Genomic DNA, 22190 nt, shown 5'->3' on the forward strand with positions numbered 1-22190 from the left:
GCGCTACCTCCCCAGCGTCTTGCGCACGTCGGCAAGCACGTCGGCGATGTCGGCGCGAACGGCGAGCCCCCGATCCTCGATCGCGCGGGGGAGAAACTGCGTCTTGTTGTTTACGGCGATGTAGCTGGCCTGCGGTAACTGCGCCGTGAGGGCCCAGAACGGCTCCTGGATAAGCGCGGGCGTCATGCGGCCCACACCCAGCTCGAGGAAGAGGATCCTCTGCCGTGCGTGCGCGTCGAGCCATTCGGACACCTTGCGGTACTGCTCCTCGTAGAGTTCGCCCTGCAGGAAGTTGCCGTAGCCGCGAACCCAGGGGAACGCCTCTGCCCCGCAGTGCGGGCAGCGCGGCACGAGCTCTGTCGGAACCTCAAGGCCGTCTCCCATGGCCTCTACCATGTTGGAGACCGGCTCGACCGCATCCCACACCGCGTCGGTGCAACAGCGGGAGCACTGAAAGAAGCGGTGGTCGCCTTGGATCTCTGCCACTTTCTCCCAGGGATAGAGCTTCACAAACTGCGTGTCCTGGTTGGTGGTGAGCACGAAGAAATCCTTCTCGGCGAGAATGGCGTCGAGGTCCCTGTAGGGCTTGCGCAGCGGGGCGTTGAGCGTGGTGTCGAGGAAGGTGGCGAGGTATCCCCAGCGCGCCTCGGCGGTGGGCCAGCGGTAGAACGACCCCTCGAAAGCGCCCTTGAAACCGTAGCGCTCGGCGAATTTGCCGAAATGCTTGCGATAGGTCGCGTTGTCCTCGTAGTAGAAGTCGCCGCCGCCCGCCGCGGAGAGCCCGGAGGCCCCGCCCACCAGCACGCAATCGGCTTCTTCGATCATACGGGCGAAGTCCTCGATTTGCTGGTCGTAGGGCTCGGGCTCGCGGTCACTCAGCTCATAGGGCGTGCTGCCGCTGCGGTAGGCGGCATGAAGGGAAAACGATCGGTTGGTGAGCTCGATAACGAGCTGCTCGTACAGGGTCACTGGATACCTTCTTTCAGCTATTATAAACAGGTGTCTATAAAAAGTATCCATGTCGATTTGCTTAAGAGCAATGAACAGCTTCGGCCTGCTGTCGATAAACGAGCGTTTGCCGGGCATTGTCGAGCGTTGCAATTGGAGGGGTAATGGAAGCGGGGAAGATCGATCGTCGCCGACGCTATACACTCTCGGTCATACGGGAGGCGTTCTTCGCGCTGCTGGCCGAGGTCGGCTTCGCGAAGATGACGGTAGCGGATATTTGCCGCCGCGCCGATATCAACCGTGGCACGTTCTATCTGCACTACGAGGACAAGTTCGCCCTGCTCGACGCGCTTATCGACGAGGCCTTGGCGGCGGTGCCGCCGCTCGAGGGAACGGAGGCGGGTGCCCTCTGCCAGCGTCCGCCGGCAAACGATGACTATTATCTGCTCTACTCGGATGACGACGCGTACGCCCGGGTGGCACAGCGCGTCGTCGAGCGCGGCGCCGAGCAGATGGTTCCCTCGATCATGGAGGAGACTGGGCTTTCGCGCGAGGACGCCTATCTGCTCTTCGTCCACAACGTCCAGGGAAATCTCGCGGTCAACCGCCTGCTCGGTTGGAGGCGAGGGCCCGAGTTTGCTCACGCTCAGGAGCTGCTCAGCGCCTATTCCGAAGGGGGCATGCGGGCGGTATCGGCTCGTCACGATCCTCGTAGCTCGTCTTGACCGCATGTCATTTCAGGTAGGTGGCGTTGCTATGGGCCCTCTTTGATTTTCGACGTTGTATAAGGCAATCGCAATCGTCTTGAGCTTCTTTAGGGAACTTGAACAAGAGATATGGCCTGCTGGCGATTGATTAACACCATTCGTTTTGGTTACAAGAAAGCATGCTGCGCGCCTGCAGCATGAGGGAGAGGGAATCCTATGAATATCGTTGTATTGAGCGGCAGCCCGCGTAAGGGCGCTAATACCGATACCATGGTCGAGGCGTTTGCCGAGACCGCGCGTGAGGGCGGCCATACGGTCGAGGTCATCCGCGTTGCCAGCAAGAAGATCGCCGGCTGCTTGGGATGCCAGTACTGCTTCGCCCATGAGGGCGTCTGCGTGCAGAAGGATGACATGGCCAACGTGATTGAGTCGCTGAAAGACACCGACATGGTTGTCTTCGCTTCGCCTATCTACTGGTTTGATATCACTGCGCAGGAAAAGACCGCCATCGACCGCCTGTACGCCTTCGGTGCCACGGGATTCCCGTTCACCAAGACGGCCCTTTTGCTCGATAGCCACAGCGAGGGCGTCTATGATGCGGCGATCGCTATGTACAAGTCAACCTGTGCGTACTGCAAGTGGGAGGACCAGGGCATTGTCACCATCAGCGGTATGACCGAGCGCGACAGCATGGTATCGTCGCCCAAGCTGGAAAAGGTGCGAGAGCTCGCTCGCAAGCTCGCCTAAGGACAAGAAGAACGCATGGCAATCAGCGTTGGTGGAAATGCTTGCTATCCTTACCAAGAGATAGGGGTGTATTCCCTCAAGCGCCGTATAGAACATTTTTTAAACGCAGAAAAATAACTGAAAACAAATTAATCCGCGTTAAAATATTGTCAAACAGAAGTTAATGAGGGAAGGTAGCGTATGCGTCGCAAGGCAGACGAGCTACTTAGGGAATGGCGAGACAGAGCTGATAGAAAACCTTTGCTGGTCAAAGGCGTGCGCCAGTGTGGCAAGACCTATTTGCTCAGAACGTACGCCCAGGATCTTTTCGAATCGGTTGTCTACGTTAATCTTGAGAACGACCGGTCGGCGCGAGCGGATTTTTCGGGCGGTCTTGACCCTCATTCGATCGTACGCGCGATCGAGGCTCGTACGGGACAGCGTATCGTGCCTGGCAAAACCTTACTGTTCATTGACGAGATCCAGGCATGCGAGGAAGCGCTTACTTCCCTTAAATACTTTTGCGAAGATGCTCCCGAGTATTACGTTGCGGCTGCTGGGTCGCTTCTTGGGGTTGCCATTAACCATCAGTCGTATTCGTTCCCCGTCGGAAAGACCGACTTGATTGAGATGACTCCACTCGATTTCGAGGAGTTTCTCTGGGCGATGGGACACGATCAGCTGGTCGGCGAGATACGCTCGTCATTCGAGTTAATGAGTCCTCTTGCGCCAAGCCTTCATGAAAAGGCGCTTGGGCTCTATCGGCAGTATCTTGTTGTTGGCGGAATGCCCGAGGCGGTCCAAACGTACATCGATGATCAGTCAATCATTGATGTGGCCGAAAAGCATCGGATTATTCTCGACGGATACTCCGCCGACACTAATAAATATGCTGATGAGCGCTTGAGCGCAAAGACGCGTGCGTGCTTCGATTCCATTCCACAGCAGCTTGCCAAAGAGAATCGTAAATTTCAATACAAGGTAGTGCGAGCGGGGGGCAATGCGTCTCTCTTTGGAGATGCTCTCGACTGGCTTGTATTGTCGGGTACGGTGGCGCGCTGCAGCCTAGTCGGGCAGATCGAAAGCCCTTTAGAGGCCTTCGTTAACCCTTCTGCTTTTAAAATCTATCAGGCGGATACAGGGCTGCTCGTCTCCAAGGCCGGTGCTCAACGCGCCGATATTCTTGCCGGTATCGGCGGCACATTCATGGGTGCACTTACCGAAAACTACGTTGCCCAACAGCTTTCAGCCATGGGCTATCCGCTGCATTATTGGACGCGAGATAATCGCGCGGAAATCGACTTTGTAGTAGAAAAGCAGGGATGCTTGTCTGCGATTGAAGTCAAGGCGGGAGAGAACACAAGATCTCGAAGCCTGTCCTCACTTAAAAAGACCCATCCGGGCGTGCGCCGAATCAGGCTATCGACTAAGCCCTTCGGAATGAATGATGGGCTGATGTCTGTTCCACTTTATGCGGCATTTTGTCTATAGGGATGATGCTGCTGTAATGCATGGGGCCCGGAGTGCGATGTTGCTGCGCTCCGGGCCCCGCTGCTTAGTTAAACCATGACGGTTTGGTCGCCGTTGTTTTAGTCAAACAAGCTCGGCATGTCGTTTTCCTTCATGAGCGCACCGGCAGAGGGGAGGCTCTGTGCGGTGAACTTCTCGGCCGAGACACCGGCGCCAAGAATCTCCTCGGTCGTGCCGACGGTGGTGACCGAGCGGCCTTTCTTGGCCGTGAAAGCCTGGACGCCCTGCGTGTTGGTGGTCGTCTTGGTCTTGAGCAGCGACGTGTTGAAGTTCATCAGGCGGTAGTCGCTCGAGACCAGCGCGAGGTCGCGGTCTTCCTTGAGCACCTGCGCATACAGCAGCTTGCTGCCGCCGTAGATGGCGTTCTTGAGGCGCTTGCGGTTGGTCTTGGTGACGTATCCGGAAAGTGCGACGCGCACCACGCGGCCGTTCTCAAAGACGAACAGCACATCGGCCTTGTAATCCTCGGGGTCGATGACCCAGATGACGCTCTCGTCGGGTTCCATCTCAAGATCGGTCGGCAGGTACGAGCCCAGCTGGGCCGACTTGGTGTCCTCAAACGCCGCAACCTTGCACTTGTACACCTGGCTCTTATTGGTAAAGACCAGCAGCTCGTGGGTGTTGGAGGACGGGAACTCGATAAAGGGTTTGTCGCCGTCCTTGTACTTGAGCGTGGTCGCCTTCTTGAGCACGCGGTCCGTCATCTTCTTAAGATAGCCATCGCGCGAGAGCATGATGGTGACCGGGTACTCCTCGACCTCGGGCTCCAGGCTCACCTCGATAACCTCATGGGGCTCGATCCTGCCCGTGCGGCGCGGCATCACGTACTTCTTGTTGACCGCTGCCAGCTCGTCGCTGATGACTTTCTTGATGTTCTCCTCGCTGGAGAGGATCTCCTCAAGCTCGGCAATCTCGCCCTCAAGCTTGGCAATGTCCTTTGTGCGGTTGAGGATGTACTCCTCGTTGATGTTGCGGAGCTTGAGCTCGGCAACAAACTCGGCCTGGGTCTCGTCGATGTCGAAACCCTTCATAAGGTTGGGCACGACCTCGGCCTCGAGCTTGGTGCCGCGGATGATGGCGATCGCCTTGTCGATGTCGAGCAGAATTGCCTCGAGGCCGTGCAGCAGGTGCAGACGCTCGGACTTTTTGCCCAGGTCAAAGTTAATGCGGCGACGCGTGGACTCAATACGCCACTTGACCCACTCGTGCAGGATCTGGCGCACACCCATAACGCGAGGGTAACCATCGACCAGCACATTGAAGTTGCACGAGAACGAATCCTGCAGCGTGGTCGAGCGATAGAGCTTGGCCATGAGCTTGTCGGGGTCGACGCCGCGCTTAAGATCGATGGCGATACGCAGGCCCGAAAGGTCGGTCTCGTCACGGATGTCGGCGATCTCTTTGACCTTGCCCTCCTTGGAGAGCTTGACGATGCGCTCGATGATGACATCGGTTTTGGTGGTGTAGGGGATCTCGTAGACCTCGATGATGCGCTCTTCGGGAATCCAGCGCCAGCGGGAGCGGATCTGGAAGCTGCCAAGGCCGGTCTCGATTATCTTTTCCATCTCCTCGCGGCGGTAGATAATTTCGCCGCCGGTCGAGAAGTCGGGCATGGGCATGTACTCGAGCAGGTCGCAGTCGGGATCCTTGAGGTAGTGCATCGTGGCAGTGCAGACCTCGTTGAGGTTGAAACCGCAGATGTCAGAAGCCATGGCGACGCCGATGCCCTTGTTGGCCGAGACGAGGATGTTGGGGAACGTGGTGGGCAGCAGGCGTGGCTCCTTCATGGCGCCGTCGTAGCTGTCGACGAAGTCGACCGGGTCCTTGTCGATGTCCTTGAAGATCTCGGCGCTAATGGGGGAGAGCTTTGCCTCGGTATAGCGCGAGGCGGCGTAGCTCAGGTCGCCCGAATAGTACTTGCCAAAGTTGCCCTTCGACTCCACGAAGGGGGCGAGCAACGCCTCGTTGCCGGTGGCCAGGCGCACCATCGTCTCGTAGATCGCGGCGTCGCCGTGCGGGTTGAGCTTCATGGTCTGGCCCACGATGTTGGCGCTCTTCTGGCGCTCGCCCTTGAGCAGACCCATCTTGTACATGGTGTAGAGCAGCTTGCGGTGCGAGGGCTTAAAGCCGTCAATCTCGGGGAACGCACGCGAGACGTTGACGCTCATGGCGTAGGGCATGTAGTTGACCTCGAGCGTCTGCGTGATCGGCTGATCGGTGACCTCGGAGTGCAGGCCGATGACGTTCTCGGCGTTGACCTGCTTTTTCTTGGGCTGGTTCTTCGTCTTCTTCTTTGCCACGATTTCCTCTTGAACTTCTTATGGGCCGTCGTTATCGATTTGCTGCTACTGCAGGTCCAGCTGGTCCAGGTATTCCTTGCCGTGCTCGGAGATGTGACGCTTGCGGCCCGTCTCGTCGTTGCCCAGCAACAGGTTGAACATGGTCTCCATCTTGGTGACGTCCTCGGGTTCTACCTTGATCAGGCGGCGCGTCTCGGGGTTCATGGTGGTGAGCCACATCATGTCCGGATCGTTCTCACCAAGACCCTTGGAGCGGTTGATGGAGCACTTCTGGTCGCCAATCTCCTTGAGGATCCCGTTCTTCTCGAGCTCGGTGTAGGCAAAGTAGGTCTTCTCTTTGCAGTTAATCTCGTAGAGCGGCGACTCGGCGATATAGACGTAGCCCTCGTCGATAAGCGTGGGCACCAGGCGATAGAGCATGGTGAGCACAAGCGTGCGGATGTGATAACCGTCGACGTCGGCGTCCGTACAGATGATGACCTTGTTCCAGTTGAGGTTGTCCAGGTCGAAGGCACCGAGGTTCTTGATGCGCTTGTCCTTGATCTCTACGCCGCAGCCCAGCACGCGCATGAGGTCCATGATGATGTCGGACTTAAAGATGCGCGGATAATCTTCCTTTAGGCAGTTGAGGATCTTGCCGCGGACGGGCATGACACCCTGGAACTCGGCATCGCGCGACGTGCGAATGGCGCCTGCTGCCGAGTCGCCCTCTACGATGTAGATCTCGCGGCGGCTCTTGTCCTTGGAGCGGCAATCGATGAACTTTTGCACGCGGTTGGCCATGTCGGTCTTCTGTTGCAGATTGGTCTTGATGCTCTGGCGCGTCTTCTCGGCGTTCTCGCGCGAGCGCTTGTTGATGAGCACCTGCTCCATGATCTTGTTGGCGGCGTCTTTGTTCTCGATCAGATAGGTCGAGAGGCGCTCCTTAAAGAATGCCGTCATCGCCTGCTGGATAAAGCGGTTATTGATGGCCTTCTTAGTCTGGTTTTCGTAGGACGTCTGGGTGGAGAAGCAGTTGGTCACCAGCACCAGACAGTCCTGGACGTCCTGCCACTTAATGCCGCTCTCGTTTTTGTTGTACTTGCCCTGTTGCTTGATGTAGGCATCGATGGCGCTGGTCAGAGCACTACGGGCGGCCTTTTCGGGCGAACCGCCGTTCTCGAGCCATGATGAGTTGTGGTAGTACTCCTGCATCATGAAGGTGCGCGAGAAGCACATGCACGCGGTAATCTTGACGTTGTAGTCGGGCAGGTCCTCGCGGTCGCGACCGCGGCGGTCGGCCTCGATAAAGAAGGGCTCGGTGAGGTAGTCGGCACCGACCTTCTCGAGCACGTAGTCCTCGATGCCCTTGGGATAGCAAAAATCCTCTTCGGTAAATTCGCCATCGTCGCCCTCAATGCATAGGCGGAAGGTCACGTTGGCATTGACCACGGCCTGGCGGCGCATGGTCTCGCGATACCAATCGTGGGGGATGCTGATGGAGGTAAAGACCTCAAGATCGGGGCGCCACTTGATGGTGGTGCCGGTGCGGTCCTCGTCGCTGGGCTCAATCTCGAGCGCCTTCTTCTTGGCGCCGACGACCTTGCCCTTCTTAAAGTGTAAGGAGTACTTGTTACCGTCACGCCAGACAGTGACGTCCATGTACTCGGAAGCGTACTGGGTCGCGCAGGAGCCCAGGCCGTTGGTGCCGAGCGAGAAGTCGTAGTCGCCGCCCTGGTTGTTGTTATACTTGCCGCCGGCGTAGAGCTCGCAGAAGACGAGCTCCCAGTTAAAGCGCTTCTCAGAAGGGTTCCAGTCGAGCGGGCAGCCGCGGCCGTTGTCCTCTACCTGAATGGAGCCATCGCGAAAGGCGGTAAGGGTGATGAGTTTGCCGTAGCCCTGGCGCGCCTCGTCAACGGCGTTGGACAGGATCTCGAAGGCGGCATGCGCGCAACCGTCGAGCCCGTCCGAGCCAAAGATGACGGCGGGGCGCAGGCGTACGCGCTCCTCGTCCTTGAGCTGACGAATACTGTCGTTACCATAGTTTGCGGTGTTTTTTGCCATGCTCGCTCTCTCGATACTCCTTTGCTGCGTTTAAGTCATATAGATAGTCAAGGTAGCATAGCCCAGCCCTTGGGCGATTCCACCCAACACGAAATCCATCGAACAATCGTTCGGAGTCGGGCACCTTTGGCTTCTGCGGTCATTCCCTGCGCGGTGTGGTGCTCGTGTTAAAACGGTGGCTTATCGGCTGGTAGAATTGCCGCATCAAGACTGCATGTTGTTTGAGGGGGCGCAATGACCGAGAAAGAGAAGATGGAGCGCGGTGAGTGGCATGATGCCAACTTTGACGAGGAGCTCCTGGCGCAACGCGCGAAGGCGGAGGCGCTCTGCTATGACTTTAATATGGCAAAACCTGGAAGCGACGCACAGCTCGATGCTTTGAAGTCCTTGCTCGATACCGATCCTCCCGGGGGGCTGACGGTCCTTTCGCCTGCCTACTTTGACTACGGGAGCAAGACGACCTTTGGTGAGGGCTGTTTTGTAAACCATGGCTGCTACTTTATGGACGGCGGCTCTATCACCTTTGGTGGCAACGTGTTTATCGGGCCGTTTTGCGGCTTCTACACCGCTTCGCACCCCCTAAAGGCAAAGGACCGCAACTTGGGTCTCGAGAAGGCTCTGCCCATCGTTGTCGGCGATAACTGCTGGTTTGGCGCGAACGTGTCAGTGCTGCAGGGAGTTACCATCGGCAGCGGTTGCATTATTGCCGCGGGCAGCGTCGTGACGGAAGACCTTCCGGATAATGTGGTGGCGGCAGGCGTCCCCGCAGTTGTCAAGAAGACCATCGAGCAATAAGGAAGCCCTTAAACGATAGTGCCCCACTGTCCTCGGTGGAATGCGGGGCGAGAAAGCCGAGCTCGATTCCGCTGGCCACATCTAATGTGTAATGGGCCGGCTCTGGGTATCCAGAACCAGCCCATTTTGATGTTCGATTAGCCGAGTCGGCGCCTCTCACAAAAGTAAGTAGGAGCTAGCGAGGCCTATCCGAATTGACCTCATTGGCGGTGTCGGTTTCGAGCGCCGTGCGGCGGGCGCTGTAGGCGACGAGGCCGGCGCCTGCCGCGGCGAGTGCTGCAGCGGCTGCCGTAAGGGGAGCGTTGACATCGCCCGTGCCCGCAAGTGCGCCCGCTTTTCCGGAGCGCTTGTTATTGTCGTGGTCCTTGCCACTGCCGGAGCTGCTTCCGCCGGAGCCGCCGCCCTCGTCAGTACCGCCGCCACTCGAGCCACCATCGCCGTCGACCGTCATCGGGGCGTCGTGAAGTCCTGTCGTATCCACGCTGTCGCATACACCGACCTGAACTTCCGAGCGTTCGCATGCCGCGTCGGGCACATGAAGCTCGTGCAGTACGGCACCCAGCGCCGAGTTTGCGCCCGGTCGAATTTCCTCGAGCGTTACGGGATCGAGCGCCACCAGATTACGCGCCTTCGCATACAGCGTTACGCGTTTGCCCACTTCGTCGCTCCAACTCTCGGGGATGGCGAAGCTCATGCGGAACTGTGCCGTGCAACCCGGTGCCAGCACGGCGTTGCCGTTGTCGGCTACCAGCGGGTGCGTTGCAAAACGTGTGCCCAGCGTCTCGAGTGCGTACTTCACGTGTGCCATGTCGTTGGCCGAAGCGTCCTCGGCAAGCTCTGGATCGTAGATCGAAGCCATGCGTGCGTTCACTCCGAATCCGATGGATGCGCTGGAGAACGGCTGACTGGAGCCCTCTCGGTACAGATCGATCGTGCCGGCGGTCAGCAAGGTGTTGCCGTCGTTTCGCACCGTGACCATGAAGGATTCGCCTGCTGCTCCGGGTACCACCGCGCCCGAGGTAGCGACCGCGCCCGTCGGAGTGGCACACGCCACCAAGGGCACTTCGATGCCGTGCAGCTCCGCCTTGCTCTGCTCGGCACTCACAATGTGCGTGGCGAGCGCGGAGAGCATGCCTCCCGACGTCAAAAATGTCGTTATCTGATCGACGGGATGGTCCAGCTCGCACATCACGAACGGCTCCGTGAACAGATCGCCTGCCAAGGTGCTGGCGAAGATGCGGAAGTGCTTGCCCATCACTGCTACCGGGTTGCCTTCTTCGTCGTAGGTTTGTCCCACCTTGCCATCGGTGTTCTCTACATAGAGCACGCATCTGCCGTTGTTGCTTACGCTAAACGATGCCGGGCCACAGCCTGCGGCACCCACAGGCTGCGTTGCAAATGTCGATGCGCCTCGCCTCCAAGTAATATGCTGCAGTTGCTCGTTGACGGTTGCCAAAAAGCCCGAATGTTGTGGCCACGGCACCGCATGGGGTACCGTGGCGTCCGGCGGCATAACGCCCCAGCCCGCAATGGACTGGCCAATCACGGCGTACGATGCGCAGCCGCAACCGTCTGCGGTCTCGTACGCAACGGGCACCACCATTTTACCGTTGATATTCTCGGGCTCGCCCAGCTCGATACTCGACGGTGCCTGCGGAAAGCGGAGAACTTGGCGGAACGTCAGGCTGTCGCCCAAATCATCCGACCACAGGGTGAAGCACTCCAGCGCAACCTCAGCCTCGCTGCCGAGCGCCTTTTCTGCGGTGGTTCCGCGGCGGTGGAGGTAGGCACCCGACAGGCGCCCGTCGACCAGCGTCTTGCCCACCGTGATACGCGGGCACTGCAGGCAATGGTAGCCATCCTCTTGCAAGCGGCCGCGCGAGATGCTGCGCCATGACGTATGCGACACCACGCGAACTCCGTCGTTGCTTATGCGCAGGCGCACGACGGACAGTATGCCGGATGTGCTTGCCGTATCGAAAAGGGTACTATCGCCGTCGCATCGCTCGCCCGAGACCAGCAACACGTAGGCGTCCCGGTTTCCTCTTCCGTCCGCATATTCCACCACGTCGAAGTCGTAATCGTATATGCCGTCGCGCTCCACGTCGCCCTCGCCAAACCCAAGGGGAAAGTCCACGGGCGCGGGAGCGGACCACGTGCCGTTTGCCTTTGTGTGCACCACCAGGCGCGAGCGGCCATTGTCGCCGTAGCGCACCGAGGCGATACGGAACAGGCATTCTACGCCGGCAATCATTGCCAGCTTCATGTGAGCTTCGCTGAGCACGCCAGTAAACAGCACGTTGTCGTTCGAGGGCTTGATACCGCCACGCTCGTCTTCCGACACGCCGGCAGAATTGGCGTTGGGGTCCGCAGCGGCGTCCTTCGCCTGCCCGATATGGGTGTACGCATACATCGACGCGGCGTTTTCGTCGTTCTCTATCAGTGCATGGACGAAATGCTCGATCTGTCCCGTGTCGTCGCTTTCTGCATCCGCCTCGAGCTCAATGCGCGTGACCGCTTGATCCCAATCGCGCACGACAGGCGCGGCGTTTACGGCAGTGGCCTTAACCTCGGCGCGTGCGAGCAGCTCGGCGTTGGTGACGATGGTGGCCGACGCGATAAACTGCGGCACACCACCTGCCTCGGCGTTGCCGCCCGAGCCGAAGCAGGCGTTCAGCGTATAAGGCGTATCTCCACCCAAGGCCAGCTCAGAGCGCTGGAGTACATACTGGTCGCCGTTGTTCACCGACATATTCCACGAATCGGCGAGTGTGGGCCACGATCCCGACCAAGCCTTGGTGGTCCACTTGAACATAACGAACTGGAGTATCACATCGACATCGACGTCTGCACCTACGCGCAGTCGCGGAAGCGGGTGTCCATCTGCCTTCTCGTACCCAATGAACAGCGTGAGGGATGCGGCGCCGCGCACGGCAGACGAGGCGACGCCCGCAACGCCGGCTCCAAAGGTAACGGCAAGCCCGATCTGGATGGTGAACGAGCCCGACGTGTTTGACCAATCGAGCGAAATGTTTTTAAAAAACGCCGCGCCGCTACCGTGCGTGTGGGCGCCCACGGCGAGCGCCAGTTTTGCCAGCACCCAGGGGTTGACGTTTAGGAAAAACGGCACCGGTCCCAAGGTGAACTGTTCGGTCCAGTTGAGGTCGGTTCTTACCTGGAAGAGGGCCTTAATATTGCCGTATGCGGGGTCGTTGTTGTCACCCCAGGTTTTGCCCGCCCAATCGTAGGCGAGCGAGCCGTACAGCTGTGTGGCGATATCCATCGTGAACAGCAGCGTGCAATGGTGGCGAAGGAGCTTGGTGTTTCTTGGGTCGGTGCCCGAACCGGCACTCATGCTCTTGTACTGATTCCACTTCCCCTCCATCTCGTCGAGGTAGCGGTTCGCCTGCTTGGCACCCGACTCGCGCGGCGATTTCTTCCAGTATTCCGGATCAGGATTGCCTGAATCGTTCATATAGCTGGCTGGTTTGTATCCTCCGCCAAACAGCACGTATCCAGCAAACGAGAAATCGAAGAGGATCGGAAATGTGGGTATCCAGCACGTGAACTTATTGCCGCCGATGCCGGGAAACGCCGCGGGGAAATCAAACGGAGTGATCTCTTGGTCCATGGTGGTGGGAATGATGGTGGTCGAGCCCGATTCCGCCTTTGCGGCCGGCGCGGTGACAACGGCCATAGGGGATGAAAGCGTGTAGGTTTTGCCCTGATAGTCGAGGACAAAGCGCAGTTTGCACCCTTCTTCCAGAAGGCCCGATGCCGCGTCGAGAAACATGTCTTCGAGTGTGAACGTCGCCAGATTATCCGCGCCCGATGCGCTGGCCTTGATCTGACCGATCTGCGTGACGGTTTCGGGTGAGCTGCCCGCGGCAGACGTCACTTTGTTGATGCGCAGCGTTGCCTGCCCACCCTGCGGCAGATGAGCCTGTACAGCGAAGGCGTGCGTGTCGGGCTGCTCGTTTGCCGTGTCGTCTTTCGGCAATGCCATAAACGTGGCTTCAGCGTACTGGATGTCCCATTCGTCGAATGTGAGCTGGCGGAAGTACGGCTCGCCGTCGGAAAGCGGACGCGTGGGCGCGGTTATGGCGGTGCCGCCCTGGATGCGCGCAAGGGGAATCTCGACATCACGGTAGCCCGCCACACTAATGGAGATGCCGCCGTTAAAGTCGTACGCGTCAAGGAGCGTTGCCTCGTCCACGTAGCCTTCCGAAAGCGGCGCGACCTCAAAGATGGCCGTGCCTTCGTCGTCGGTCGTGGCGGTGAGCTGCTTGCCTGCGGCATAGCGTGATGTGAGCGTGACCTGGGCACCTGCGATGGGCGCATTCTTGTTGGCGACGTCGACCACGACCACACCAAACATGGTGCGCGAGAGAACGAGCACCCTGAAGGGGTCTTTTTCGTCGGCATAGGCTTCGGTGGGCGCAAACGGCAATATGAAGGCGTTTGCGCTTCCCGGCACGCGCGGCAACACAATGCTCGCCAGCGAGGACGCTCCGGCAACAAGTAACGAACGGCGATCAAGCATCTTTGGCTCCCATCCCGCAGGTATCGATGGAAATAATCCAATTTTGCGAGAAGCCGCTTCGTGGCGGTAGTGCCGTTCAAGGGTCAAAATGTCCAAATTGATCGAGCGAAGCGCCGGGTTCCGGAACGCGTTCGATGCGCTTGGCAGCCCGGTCGCTAACGCAACATATGCGCGACCAGCTCGGCGCGCGTGCCGATGCCAAGCTTTGCGTATACGCCGGATAGGCGGTTTTTGACGGTGCCCGGCGATACTCCCATATGGCGTGCGATTTCGGCGTTGGTCCACCCACGACAGGCGAGCATGGCCATGGTGAATTCCGTGGTCGTTAGATCGTCGGCCACGTCCTCGCCCGAATCGGGGTTGTGGATGCGCCGCCAGCCGTAGCTGAAGCGGTACGTGATCTCGATGATGCGAGCGAAATCGTCGGGGTATTGCGATTTTAAGCATGCCTCGATAAGCCCCTGCAAAAGGCCGTGGTGCTCGCCAATGAGCTCGATAAGGCCGTCGGGACGCGCAATGTCCCAAGCGGCTCCGAAGTGTGCCTTTGCGGCGTCGACGTCTTTGAGACTCATGCAGGCCATGGAAGCCGACAGGTGCAGGAACAGCTCCGAGATGGGATAACTTCCCTGTTTCATGATCAGGGCGTTTTCTGCCATGCCCAGACTGCGGCCATATTCGCCGCGCAGGTACAGGGCATGCGCCATCACGTAGCTGGCGAACAGGCGCAGGCCTTCGGGCAGATGTGCCGCAAGCGGATAAAACTCTTCGGCAGAATACGGGGAAGGCAAGTGCAACAGGACGCTCGCGGCGGAGGCGAACAGGATATGCGTGGCGTGGACGGCAGACGATTCCTCGTCAGTTGGCGTATCGAGGATGCCCGCAAGGCAACGGCGGGCATCGGCGATACGGTTGAGCGACAGACTGGCATATCCGCAGATAAAGCATGCGGAATAGCGCAGTGCGGGGTCGGTGGCGTCAAGATGGGGGCGTGCTGTCTCGGCGGCGAGGGTGGCCTGTCCGCGAAAGTACAGCGCTTCTGCCGTGGCAATGGCGCGCGAATCGGGGTCGGAAATGCCTGCAACCGCAGCGTCAATCTGCCCCGGCACAAAGGCGGTACACATCAACGGCATGGGAACGCATGGGTAGCCATCGCAGTCCATCTTCCATCTCCCAACAGCTGGCAACACTAGCAGCAATTGTACTCCTGTTGCTCGGGACTGGAATTTGTGGGTATCGCCTACGATTATGCCGAACGTATAAAGGAAGAGTCTATTGGCGATGCTCCCAAGGTGGCTGTCGAAGCCTAGCTGACCTTGGAATATAGAAAAACTGCCACCCCTGCAAAAAGCCCTGACGCAGCGATGGGAAACGGACCTTGCTCTGCATATAATGAGGTCATATGACGGTGCGTTTGCATACATGCAACGCACTCCCATCGAACCGAAAAGGAGCTCTGCATGGATCCCAACAAGCGTCCCGACGACATGGTGCGAATCACCACTCCCGAACTTGCCCAGGCGTTCATCGAAGAGCAGATCGCTGCAATCCGCGAGCAGATCGGCGACAAGAAAGTCCTGCTGGCCCTTTCCGGCGGCGTTGACAGCTCCGTTGTCGCGGCACTGCTGATCAAGGCCATCGGCAAGCAGCTTATCTGCGTGCATGTGAATCACGGCCTGATGCGCAAGGGCGAGAGCGAGCAGGTCGTCGACGTCTTCAAGAACCAGATGGATGCGAACCTGGTCTATGTCGACGCTACTGATCGCTTCCTGGATAAGCTCGTGGACGTCGAGGAGCCCGAGGCAAAGCGCAAGATTATCGGCGCCGAGTTCATTCGCGTGTTCGAGGAGGAGGCCCGCAAGGTTGGCGACGAGGTCAGTTTCCTCGCCCAGGGCACCATCTATCCCGACATTCTTGAGTCCCAAGACGGCGTGAAGGCTCACCACAACGTGGGCGGTCTGCCCGAGGACCTACAGTTTGAGCTCTGCGAGCCCGTCAAACTGCTGTACAAGGACGAGGTCCGCGTGGTCGGTCGCGAGCTCGGCCTGCCCGAGAACATGGTCGAGCGCCAGCCGTTCCCCGGTCCCGGCCTGGGCGTCCGCTGCCTTGGTGCCATCACCCGCGACCGTCTTGAGGCGCTGCGCGAAGCCGACGCGATCGTGCGCGAGGAGATCGACAAGGCGGGTCTGACCATCTGGCAGTATTTTGCCGTCGTGCCCGACTTCCGCGCCACCGGCGTGCGCGAGGGCAAGCGCGCCTACGATTGGCCCTGCATCATTCGCTGCATCAACACCGTCGATGTTATGACCGCCGAGGTGCCTGAGCTCGACTGGGCGTTGCTCAAGCGCATCACCGCTCGCGTCACCGCCGAGGTTCCCCGTATCTGCCGCGTGTGCTACGACCTCACGCCGAAGCCGGTTGGCACGGTGGAGTGGGAGTAAGCTAACTCACCTAGCCCCCGTTTCCGCTTGGAAGCGGGGGCTTTTTGCTGGCGCTTCGCCCAATTTCGTGCATCTTGGGCCTCACGTATCCTGCGAACTAACAGATGTGACAAAGGGGCAGTTCCTTTGTCGCATCTTCGATGTTATGCGCGGGAAGAGTCACGAGCATAGTCGTTCCCCTCTCTGAGCTCTCTTCGACCTCGATGGAACCGCCGTGGAGTGCGGCGATCTCCCAGACCAGCGCAAGCCCCAGCCCCACGCCGCCATATGCCCTGCTGCGCGATTTATCGACGCGAAAGAAGGGCTGAAAGATGCTCGTCTGGTATTGCTCGGGAATGCCTTGTCCCTGGTCGTGCACCCGTAGCAGTACACGGTCGCCCTCGACGCGGGCGCTGATTCGCACGGTCGAGTTGGGCGTGCTGTAGCGAATGGCGTTTTCGGCCAAGTTGAACAGCAGCCGATAGATCAGCGTGTCGCTGCCGGTCGTTTGCGCGTCGCCCTCGCTTGCGAGCGCGATGCCCTTTTGCTCGGCAAGGGGCGCCAGGTCGGTGAGCACTTCTTCGATCATCGGCGCCAGGTCAATCGCATCGTTGCAGGGGACGCTGCGCAACTCGCTCATCTCGAGCAGGGTCTTTGTCATGTGCGTCATTCGCTCGGTCTGCTCTTGCAGCAGCCCGAGCAGACGCGCTGTATCTGCATCGGCGTCGGGGTGCTCGGCGCAAAATAGCTCAACCTGAGCTTGCATGAGCGCAAGCGGCGTGCGCAGCTCGTGCGCCGCATTGCCCGTAAACTGTTTTTGTGCAGAAAAACCTTCGTCAAGGCGGGCAATCATGTCGTTAAACGACGCGCTGCAACGCCTAAGCTCAGAGGGCACATCTTCGCTGATCTTTGTGTCGGCGAGGTTGTCGGGCCGCACGCTCTCGACTTGCGCTGCAAAGGTACGCAGCGGCTGCAACGCATGCCCGCTCACAAAGTAGGCCAGCACGCCACCGAGTAGCGTCACCGCTGCGGTTATGTACCAGCTCGTCGCACCAAACGATTCTTGGGCGTCGCTCACGACGATGGTCAGATCGTCGTCGAGCTCCTTGCTCGTCGGGTCGAACGAGTTGGGCGAGGCCGCCTCCGCCTTGCTATGCTCCGACATTTCAGTACCGATTGAGTCCATGTAGCGCATGCCGGAGTAGCCAACCAGGCAATTAATAAGTACGCAGGTCAAACATATCAGCAGAGCTGTCATCAACGTGATGCGCCATTGCAGGGACAGTCGCTTCATTCGCCGTCCTCCATAACGTAGCCCTCGCCGATTCGGTTACGGATGGGGTCGTGCCCCAACGCGCCGCGCAGCTTTTTGCGCAGTGACGAGATGTGCACGCGGGTCGCGTTGCTAAAGCTGTTGACACTGCTATCCCATACGTGGTCGATGAGCTCCTCTTGGCTCACCGGTCGTCCCTGGTTAAGCATCAGGTACTCCAAGATGCCGGTCTCCTTGCGTGTGAGGGATAGGGCCTCGTCGCCCACGGAGGCGACGCGCGCCTTGGTGTCAAAGCTCAGCGATCCGCAGGTCAGGACAACATCGCTTTGCGTAAAGCGCCTGAGCGTGAGGCTGCGGATACGTGCCGCCAGCTCGTCAAGGTGGAACGGCTTGGTGAGGTAGTCGTTGGCGCCCGCATCGAGCCCCGCTACCTTGTCGGAGACCTCGCCGCGTGCCGACAGCACGAGCACCTTGGTCTCACAATCGGTAATTCTGAGCTGCCTGAGTACGGTCATGCCGTCGACGTGGGGGAGATTAAGGTCGAGCACGACAAGATCGAAGGTCTCGATATCGAGCAGATCGAGGGCCTGCTGCCCGTCGTAGCAGCAGTCGACGCTATAGGCCAAGTTGCGCAGGCTGCGTGCGATTGCATCGCACAGCGCCCGCTCGTCCTCGACGACCAAGATGCGCATAACGTTCTCCTTGCATAGTCATTCGCGCTTAACACGGATTTTATAGTCGGTATGGTCCAATGGGTCGCGAAACGAAAGGAGTGGTCAGATTGTTCAAAGCGATTAAGCCTGTGGCGCAGGTGGCTTTGCTGATCGTTGGGGTAGCCATGGTTGGCTTTGGCATTATGCGCGGCGAGGCAGATGCCGTGCTGGCCAAGGCAATCAGGCTGTGCTTGGAGTGTATCGGAATTGGTTAAAAGAAAAAATACCGTATCGCATCTTTTGGCGAGATTTCGCGGATTGATTCAGGCGGCGGCAACGCTTGCGACCAACATTCACCTGCCTAATTTTGCCAAGGGAGGCATCTACCAGGGGGCGGGCAAAGCCGTCTGCGTGCCGGGGCTCAACTGCTACTCGTGTCCGGCGGCCTCAGGTGCGTGCCCCATCGGGTCGTTTCAGTCGGTGGTGGGCTCGTCTAAGTTCAGCTTTTCGTATTACGTCACCGGAACACTCATCCTGATCGGCGTGCTGCTGGGACGTTTTGTATGCGGCTTTTTATGCCCGTTTGGATGGCTGCAAGAGCTTCTGCATAAGATTCCCGGCAAAAAGCTCTCGACGAAAAAGCTCAAGCCGCTCACGTACATCAAGTACGCCGTGCTGCTGTTTGCCGTGGTGCTACTGCCCGTTCTGGTAGTCAACGATGTGGGCATGGGCGACCCGTTCTTTTGCAAGTACATCTGCCCGCAGGGTGTGCTCGAGGGCGCGATTCCGCTGTCCATCATGAACGTGGGAATCCGCTCCGCGCTGGGAAAGCTCTTTACCTGGAAGCTCGCGATCCTCATTGTGGTTGCGGTGCTGAGCGTGCTGTTCTACCGCCCCTTCTGTAAATGGATTTGCCCCCTCGGTGCGTTTTATGCACTCATGAACAAGGTGTCGTTGCTCGGGATTCAGGTTGACCAGTGCAAATGCGTCTCGTGCGGTAAGTGCGCCAAAGTGTGTCAGATGGACGTGGACGTTACGCGTACGCCCAACCATGCCGAGTGCATTCGTTGCGGCAAATGCGTGGGCGCATGCCCCGTCGATGCCATTAGCTTTCGCTACGGGCTGGGTGTGACGGGCGACAAACCCGCGCAGCCCGCGCAAGCCTGCGAAAACAAATAGGTATCTATATAAGCTTCGATATAAACGGAGGAACCATGAAACTGTCAAAAATTGCGGCCTTGTTGATGCTGCCCGTGCTGGCGCTGACTCTCGCAGCGTGCTCTGCCCCCAAGGGCGACGCAAAGGATGCCACGAGCGGCGATACGCAAATCGCCGAGCTTGTGGCACAAAAGCCGTCGAGCGCCGAGGAGGCGGCCGAGCTGTACCAGCAGCTGCTGCAAAAGGAAAACGAGATCTTTGCGAGCGATAACGCCCTATGGGAAAAGGTGTTTCTTGCGGCCAACAAAGACACTCCCATGATTGAGGACGGCAAGAACTACGGCGACTTTTTGCTTGATACCATCGAGGGCGCCAAGGATCAGTTTACGGCTGACGAGCTCAAGACGCTTAAGGCCGGCGCGCAGCAGGTCAAGGAGATCGAGGATAAGCTCATGGCGCTGGAGAAGGAGTTTCCCGGATGTGGCAGCACGCCCGGCGAGGGAGAGAGCGTCGATGCCTCGACCGCAGGCATGACCAACGGCGAGAGCGGGGAGACGAAGTTCCCCAGCTTTAAGGGCAAGGACTTGGACGGCAACGATGTAAACAGCGACGAGCTGTTCTCCAAGAACAAGGTCACCGTCATGAACTTCTGGTTTACCACCTGCAAGCCGTGCGTGGGAGAGCTGGGCGATCTGGAGAAGCTCAACAAGGAGCTTGCCGAGAAGGGCGGCCAGGTCGTGGGCGTTAATTCCTTTACGCTCGATGGCAACAAAGACGAGGTGGCAGACGCCAAGGACGTACTTTCCAAGAAGGGCGTGACGTACAAGAACATCTGGTTCAAGTCGGATAGCGAGGCCGGCAAGTTCACCTCCAACCTGTACTCGTTCCCGACCACGTACGTGATCGACCAGAACGGTAACATTGTGGGAGAGCCGATCATGGGCGGCATCAACTCCGCTGAGCAGCGCGAGGCGCTCAATAAACTGATCGATCAAGCACTCGCGAAGAGCGAACAGTAAGTCCGTGGGACAGACAACTGAAGGGGAGTCGCTGGAAACAGCGACTCTTTTTCTGCTTCGGGGTAGCATCATGGGTATACGTTGAAAGGGCACGCAGCTTTTCGTGCATTGCCTGAGCGGTGCGCGAAGCAACCAAGCTGTGAGTTTTCTTAAGCGTTCTGGGTATGGCAGTGTCAAGAATATCGGCGGCATAAGCGGCTACACGGGAAAGGTGGTGCGTTAGCTATGAAGGTGGTTATCGTTGGAGGCGTCGCGGGCGGCGCATCGGCGGCGGCACGTTTGCGCAGACTCGACGAGCAGGCCCAAATTGTCATCTTTGAGCGCACGGGTTTTGTATCGTATGCCAACTGTGGGCTTCCGTACTACATTGGCGGCGTGATAGAAGAAGAGAGCGCATTGACGCTGCAGTCTCCCAAGGGCTTTTGGGATCGCTTTCGCATTGCGGTCAAGACGAGTCACGAGGTGTTTGCCATCCATCCCGATTCGCATACGGTCGAGGTTCGCAATATGCTGACGGGCGAGGAATTTGTCGAGACGTATGACAAGCTCATCCTGTCGCCGGGTGCAAAGCCGATTCGCCCTGCGTTGCCGGGCATCGACTCGGATAAAATCTTTAGCCTACGCACCGTTGAGGACACGCTGCGTATTCACAGCTATGTTCGAGAGCGGCGACCGAGCAGTGCCGTCGTGATCGGCGGCGGCTTCATTGGCGTCGAGACGGCGGAGAATCTGTGTGAGCTGGGGCTCCAGGTGACCCTTCTGCAGCGTCCCGTCCAGCTTATGAACAACCTGGATTACGACATGGCGACCCTTTTGCATACCGAGGTGCGTGAGCACGGTATCGATCTGCGCCTCAAGGCCGATGTGACAGGTTTTGAGGAAGTTGATGGCCGCGTTGTCACCCATGTTGCGGGCGATGACCCTATCGGAGCCGATATGGTGCTGCTTGCCATTGGCGTGGCACCTGAGAGCCATCTGGCGCAAGAGGCGGGGCTCGAACTGGGCATCAAGGGGGCTATTGTGGTCAACGACCGCATGGAGACCTCTGCTGCCGACGTGTATGCCGTGGGCGATGCCGTGCAGGTCACGCATCAGGTGACCGGCGAGGACGCGGTCATTTCGCTCGCCGGCCCCGCCAACAAGCAGGGGCGTGTCGTCGCCGATGTCATAGCCGGCATGGACAGCTGCTACCTCGGATCGTTGGGCTCATCGGTTATCAAGGTATTCGACTTGACGGCGGCAAGCACGGGACTATCCGAAAAGGCGGCACACGCGGCGGGAATTGACTGCGACAGCGTGGTCCTGTCGCCCGGTTCGCATGCGGGTTATTATCCGGGTGCAACGCCCATGACCATGAAGGTTGTCTTCGAGAAGCAGGGATTGCGCCTGCTGGGTGCGCAAATCGTGGGCATCGATGGTGTGGACAAGCGTATCGACGTTCTGGCGACTGCCATCCAGGCAGGCATGCGCGGCGATAGGCTTAAGGATTTGGACCTAGCATACGCGCCGCCGTATTCATCGGCGAAGGATCCCGTCAATATGGCGGGCTTTATGATCGAGAACCTCAATCGCGGCATACTGGCGCAGTGGCATTGGGAGGATGAGTCCAACTTGCCACGCGATGGCAGCGTGCAGCTGCTCGATGTTCGTACGGAAGGGGAGTATGAGCGCGGGCATATCGATGGTTTCGTAAACATTCCCGTCGATGATCTGCGCAATCGCCTGGGCGAGCTCGACCGGGCCAAGCCGGTCTACGTGATTTGCCAGAGCGGCATTCGCAGCTACATTGCTTGCCGTATTTTGGCGCAGCATGGCTTTGAGTGCTTTAACTTCTCGGGCGGCTATCGCTTCTTTGCAGCCGTGACTGAGGCTCGCCACGGCAGCGCTAACGTTATGCCGTGCGGGCTCGAAAAGTAGCGCGCATTGGAATGTGACAAAGTGACAGCCTCTTTGTCGCGTCGGGGATGTTATATGCGGGATGGTGCGCCATGCGGCGTGCTGTCCCGTTCGTTTTTTGGCGCGGTTCGTTACATTCCTCACTGGTATCGGCCAAAAATGAGGATAGAGTAGGACAAACG

General features: G+C 58.8%; 16 protein-coding genes. 9 read left to right on the forward strand and 7 right to left on the reverse strand.

Annotated elements, in window-relative coordinates; genetic code table 11:
* Nucleotides 1-3: 3 nt before the first annotated feature.
* On the reverse strand, nucleotides 4-969 hold the full coding sequence (locus tag PMW67_RS00815) for an SIR2 family NAD-dependent protein deacylase (protein ID WP_271738518.1): 966 nt from the start codon (nucleotides 967-969) through the stop codon (nucleotides 4-6).
* Nucleotides 970-1112: 143 nt separating this feature from the next.
* Here PMW67_RS00815 and PMW67_RS00820 point away from each other — a divergent pair, with 143 nt between their 5' ends.
* From PMW67_RS00820 to PMW67_RS00830, 3 genes are all read left to right on the forward strand, one after another.
* A complete protein-coding gene (locus PMW67_RS00820; protein ID WP_089572815.1) occupies nucleotides 1113-1673 on the forward strand; it encodes a TetR/AcrR family transcriptional regulator in 561 nt (186 codons plus the stop codon).
* A gap of 198 nt (nucleotides 1674-1871) precedes the next feature.
* Nucleotides 1872-2402 carry a flavodoxin family protein gene (locus tag PMW67_RS00825; protein ID WP_117648498.1) on the forward strand — a complete coding sequence of 177 codons (531 nt, stop codon included), beginning with the start codon at nucleotides 1872-1874 and terminating at the stop codon, nucleotides 2400-2402.
* Between the two features lie 180 nt (nucleotides 2403-2582).
* Nucleotides 2583-3872, forward strand: coding sequence for an ATP-binding protein (locus tag PMW67_RS00830; RefSeq protein WP_271738519.1), 1290 nt, complete (start codon nucleotides 2583-2585; stop codon nucleotides 3870-3872).
* A gap of 98 nt (nucleotides 3873-3970) precedes the next feature.
* On the opposite strand, the gene PMW67_RS00835 is transcribed toward PMW67_RS00830, so the two are convergent.
* Nucleotides 3971-6211: a DNA gyrase subunit A gene (locus PMW67_RS00835; RefSeq protein WP_271738520.1), complete on the reverse strand. Its 2241-nt coding sequence runs from the start codon at nucleotides 6209-6211 to the stop codon at nucleotides 3971-3973.
* A 45-nt stretch (nucleotides 6212-6256) separates the two neighbouring features.
* Nucleotides 6257-8254 carry a DNA gyrase/topoisomerase IV subunit B gene (locus tag PMW67_RS00840; protein ID WP_195404656.1) on the reverse strand — a complete coding sequence of 666 codons (1998 nt, stop codon included), beginning with the start codon at nucleotides 8252-8254 and terminating at the stop codon, nucleotides 6257-6259.
* A 234-nt stretch (nucleotides 8255-8488) separates the two neighbouring features.
* Here PMW67_RS00840 and PMW67_RS00845 point away from each other — a divergent pair, with 234 nt between their 5' ends.
* Complete coding sequence (locus PMW67_RS00845) at nucleotides 8489-9049, forward strand: sugar O-acetyltransferase (RefSeq protein ID WP_271738521.1); 561 nt, start codon at nucleotides 8489-8491, stop codon at nucleotides 9047-9049.
* 175 nt (nucleotides 9050-9224) lie between these two features.
* Here the strand turns inward: PMW67_RS00845 and PMW67_RS00850 are convergent, their stop codons facing one another.
* Both PMW67_RS00850 and PMW67_RS00855 read right to left on the reverse strand, forming a co-directional pair.
* Complete coding sequence (locus tag PMW67_RS00850) at nucleotides 9225-13592, reverse strand: hypothetical protein (RefSeq protein WP_271738522.1); 4368 nt, start codon at nucleotides 13590-13592, stop codon at nucleotides 9225-9227.
* Between the two features lie 155 nt (nucleotides 13593-13747).
* Nucleotides 13748-14752: a helix-turn-helix domain-containing protein gene (locus tag PMW67_RS00855; RefSeq protein ID WP_271738523.1), complete on the reverse strand. Its 1005-nt coding sequence runs from the start codon at nucleotides 14750-14752 to the stop codon at nucleotides 13748-13750.
* A 297-nt stretch (nucleotides 14753-15049) separates the two neighbouring features.
* Between PMW67_RS00855 and guaA the strand changes: the two genes are divergently transcribed.
* On the forward strand, nucleotides 15050-16030 hold the full coding sequence (gene guaA, locus PMW67_RS00860; RefSeq protein ID WP_117655542.1) for a glutamine-hydrolyzing GMP synthase: 981 nt from the start codon (nucleotides 15050-15052) through the stop codon (nucleotides 16028-16030).
* A 97-nt stretch (nucleotides 16031-16127) separates the two neighbouring features.
* On the opposite strand, the gene PMW67_RS00865 is transcribed toward guaA, so the two are convergent.
* Both PMW67_RS00865 and PMW67_RS00870 read right to left on the reverse strand, forming a co-directional pair.
* On the reverse strand, nucleotides 16128-17303 hold the full coding sequence (locus PMW67_RS00865) for a sensor histidine kinase (protein ID WP_118270514.1): 1176 nt from the start codon (nucleotides 17301-17303) through the stop codon (nucleotides 16128-16130).
* Nucleotides 17300-17974 (reverse strand): response regulator transcription factor, encoded by a 675-nt coding sequence (locus tag PMW67_RS00870; protein WP_253056629.1) that lies wholly within the window; start codon nucleotides 17972-17974, stop codon nucleotides 17300-17302. The genes PMW67_RS00865 and PMW67_RS00870 overlap by 4 nt, the downstream gene beginning before the upstream one ends.
* 89 nt (nucleotides 17975-18063) lie before the next feature.
* Here PMW67_RS00870 and PMW67_RS00875 point away from each other — a divergent pair, with 89 nt between their 5' ends.
* The 4 genes from PMW67_RS00875 (at nucleotide 18064) to PMW67_RS00890 (ending at nucleotide 22029) form a co-directional block, all read left to right on the forward strand.
* Nucleotides 18064-18210 carry a CD1871A family CXXC motif-containing protein gene (locus PMW67_RS00875; protein ID WP_197032826.1) on the forward strand — a complete coding sequence of 49 codons (147 nt, stop codon included), beginning with the start codon at nucleotides 18064-18066 and terminating at the stop codon, nucleotides 18208-18210.
* Nucleotides 18211-18253: 43 nt separating this feature from the next.
* Nucleotides 18254-19114 (forward strand): 4Fe-4S binding protein, encoded by an 861-nt coding sequence (locus PMW67_RS00880; protein ID WP_334204036.1) that lies wholly within the window; start codon nucleotides 18254-18256, stop codon nucleotides 19112-19114.
* Between the two features lie 35 nt (nucleotides 19115-19149).
* Nucleotides 19150-20112: a redoxin domain-containing protein gene (locus tag PMW67_RS00885; RefSeq protein ID WP_118270512.1), complete on the forward strand. Its 963-nt coding sequence runs from the start codon at nucleotides 19150-19152 to the stop codon at nucleotides 20110-20112.
* Between the two features lie 225 nt (nucleotides 20113-20337).
* Nucleotides 20338-22029 (forward strand): FAD-dependent oxidoreductase, encoded by a 1692-nt coding sequence (locus PMW67_RS00890; protein WP_271738524.1) that lies wholly within the window; start codon nucleotides 20338-20340, stop codon nucleotides 22027-22029.
* The last annotated feature ends 161 nt before the right edge of the window (nucleotides 22030-22190 follow it).

This window comes from Collinsella aerofaciens, from assembly GCF_028209395.1.
GTDB lineage: Bacteria > Actinomycetota > Coriobacteriia > Coriobacteriales > Coriobacteriaceae > Collinsella > Collinsella aerofaciens_AZ.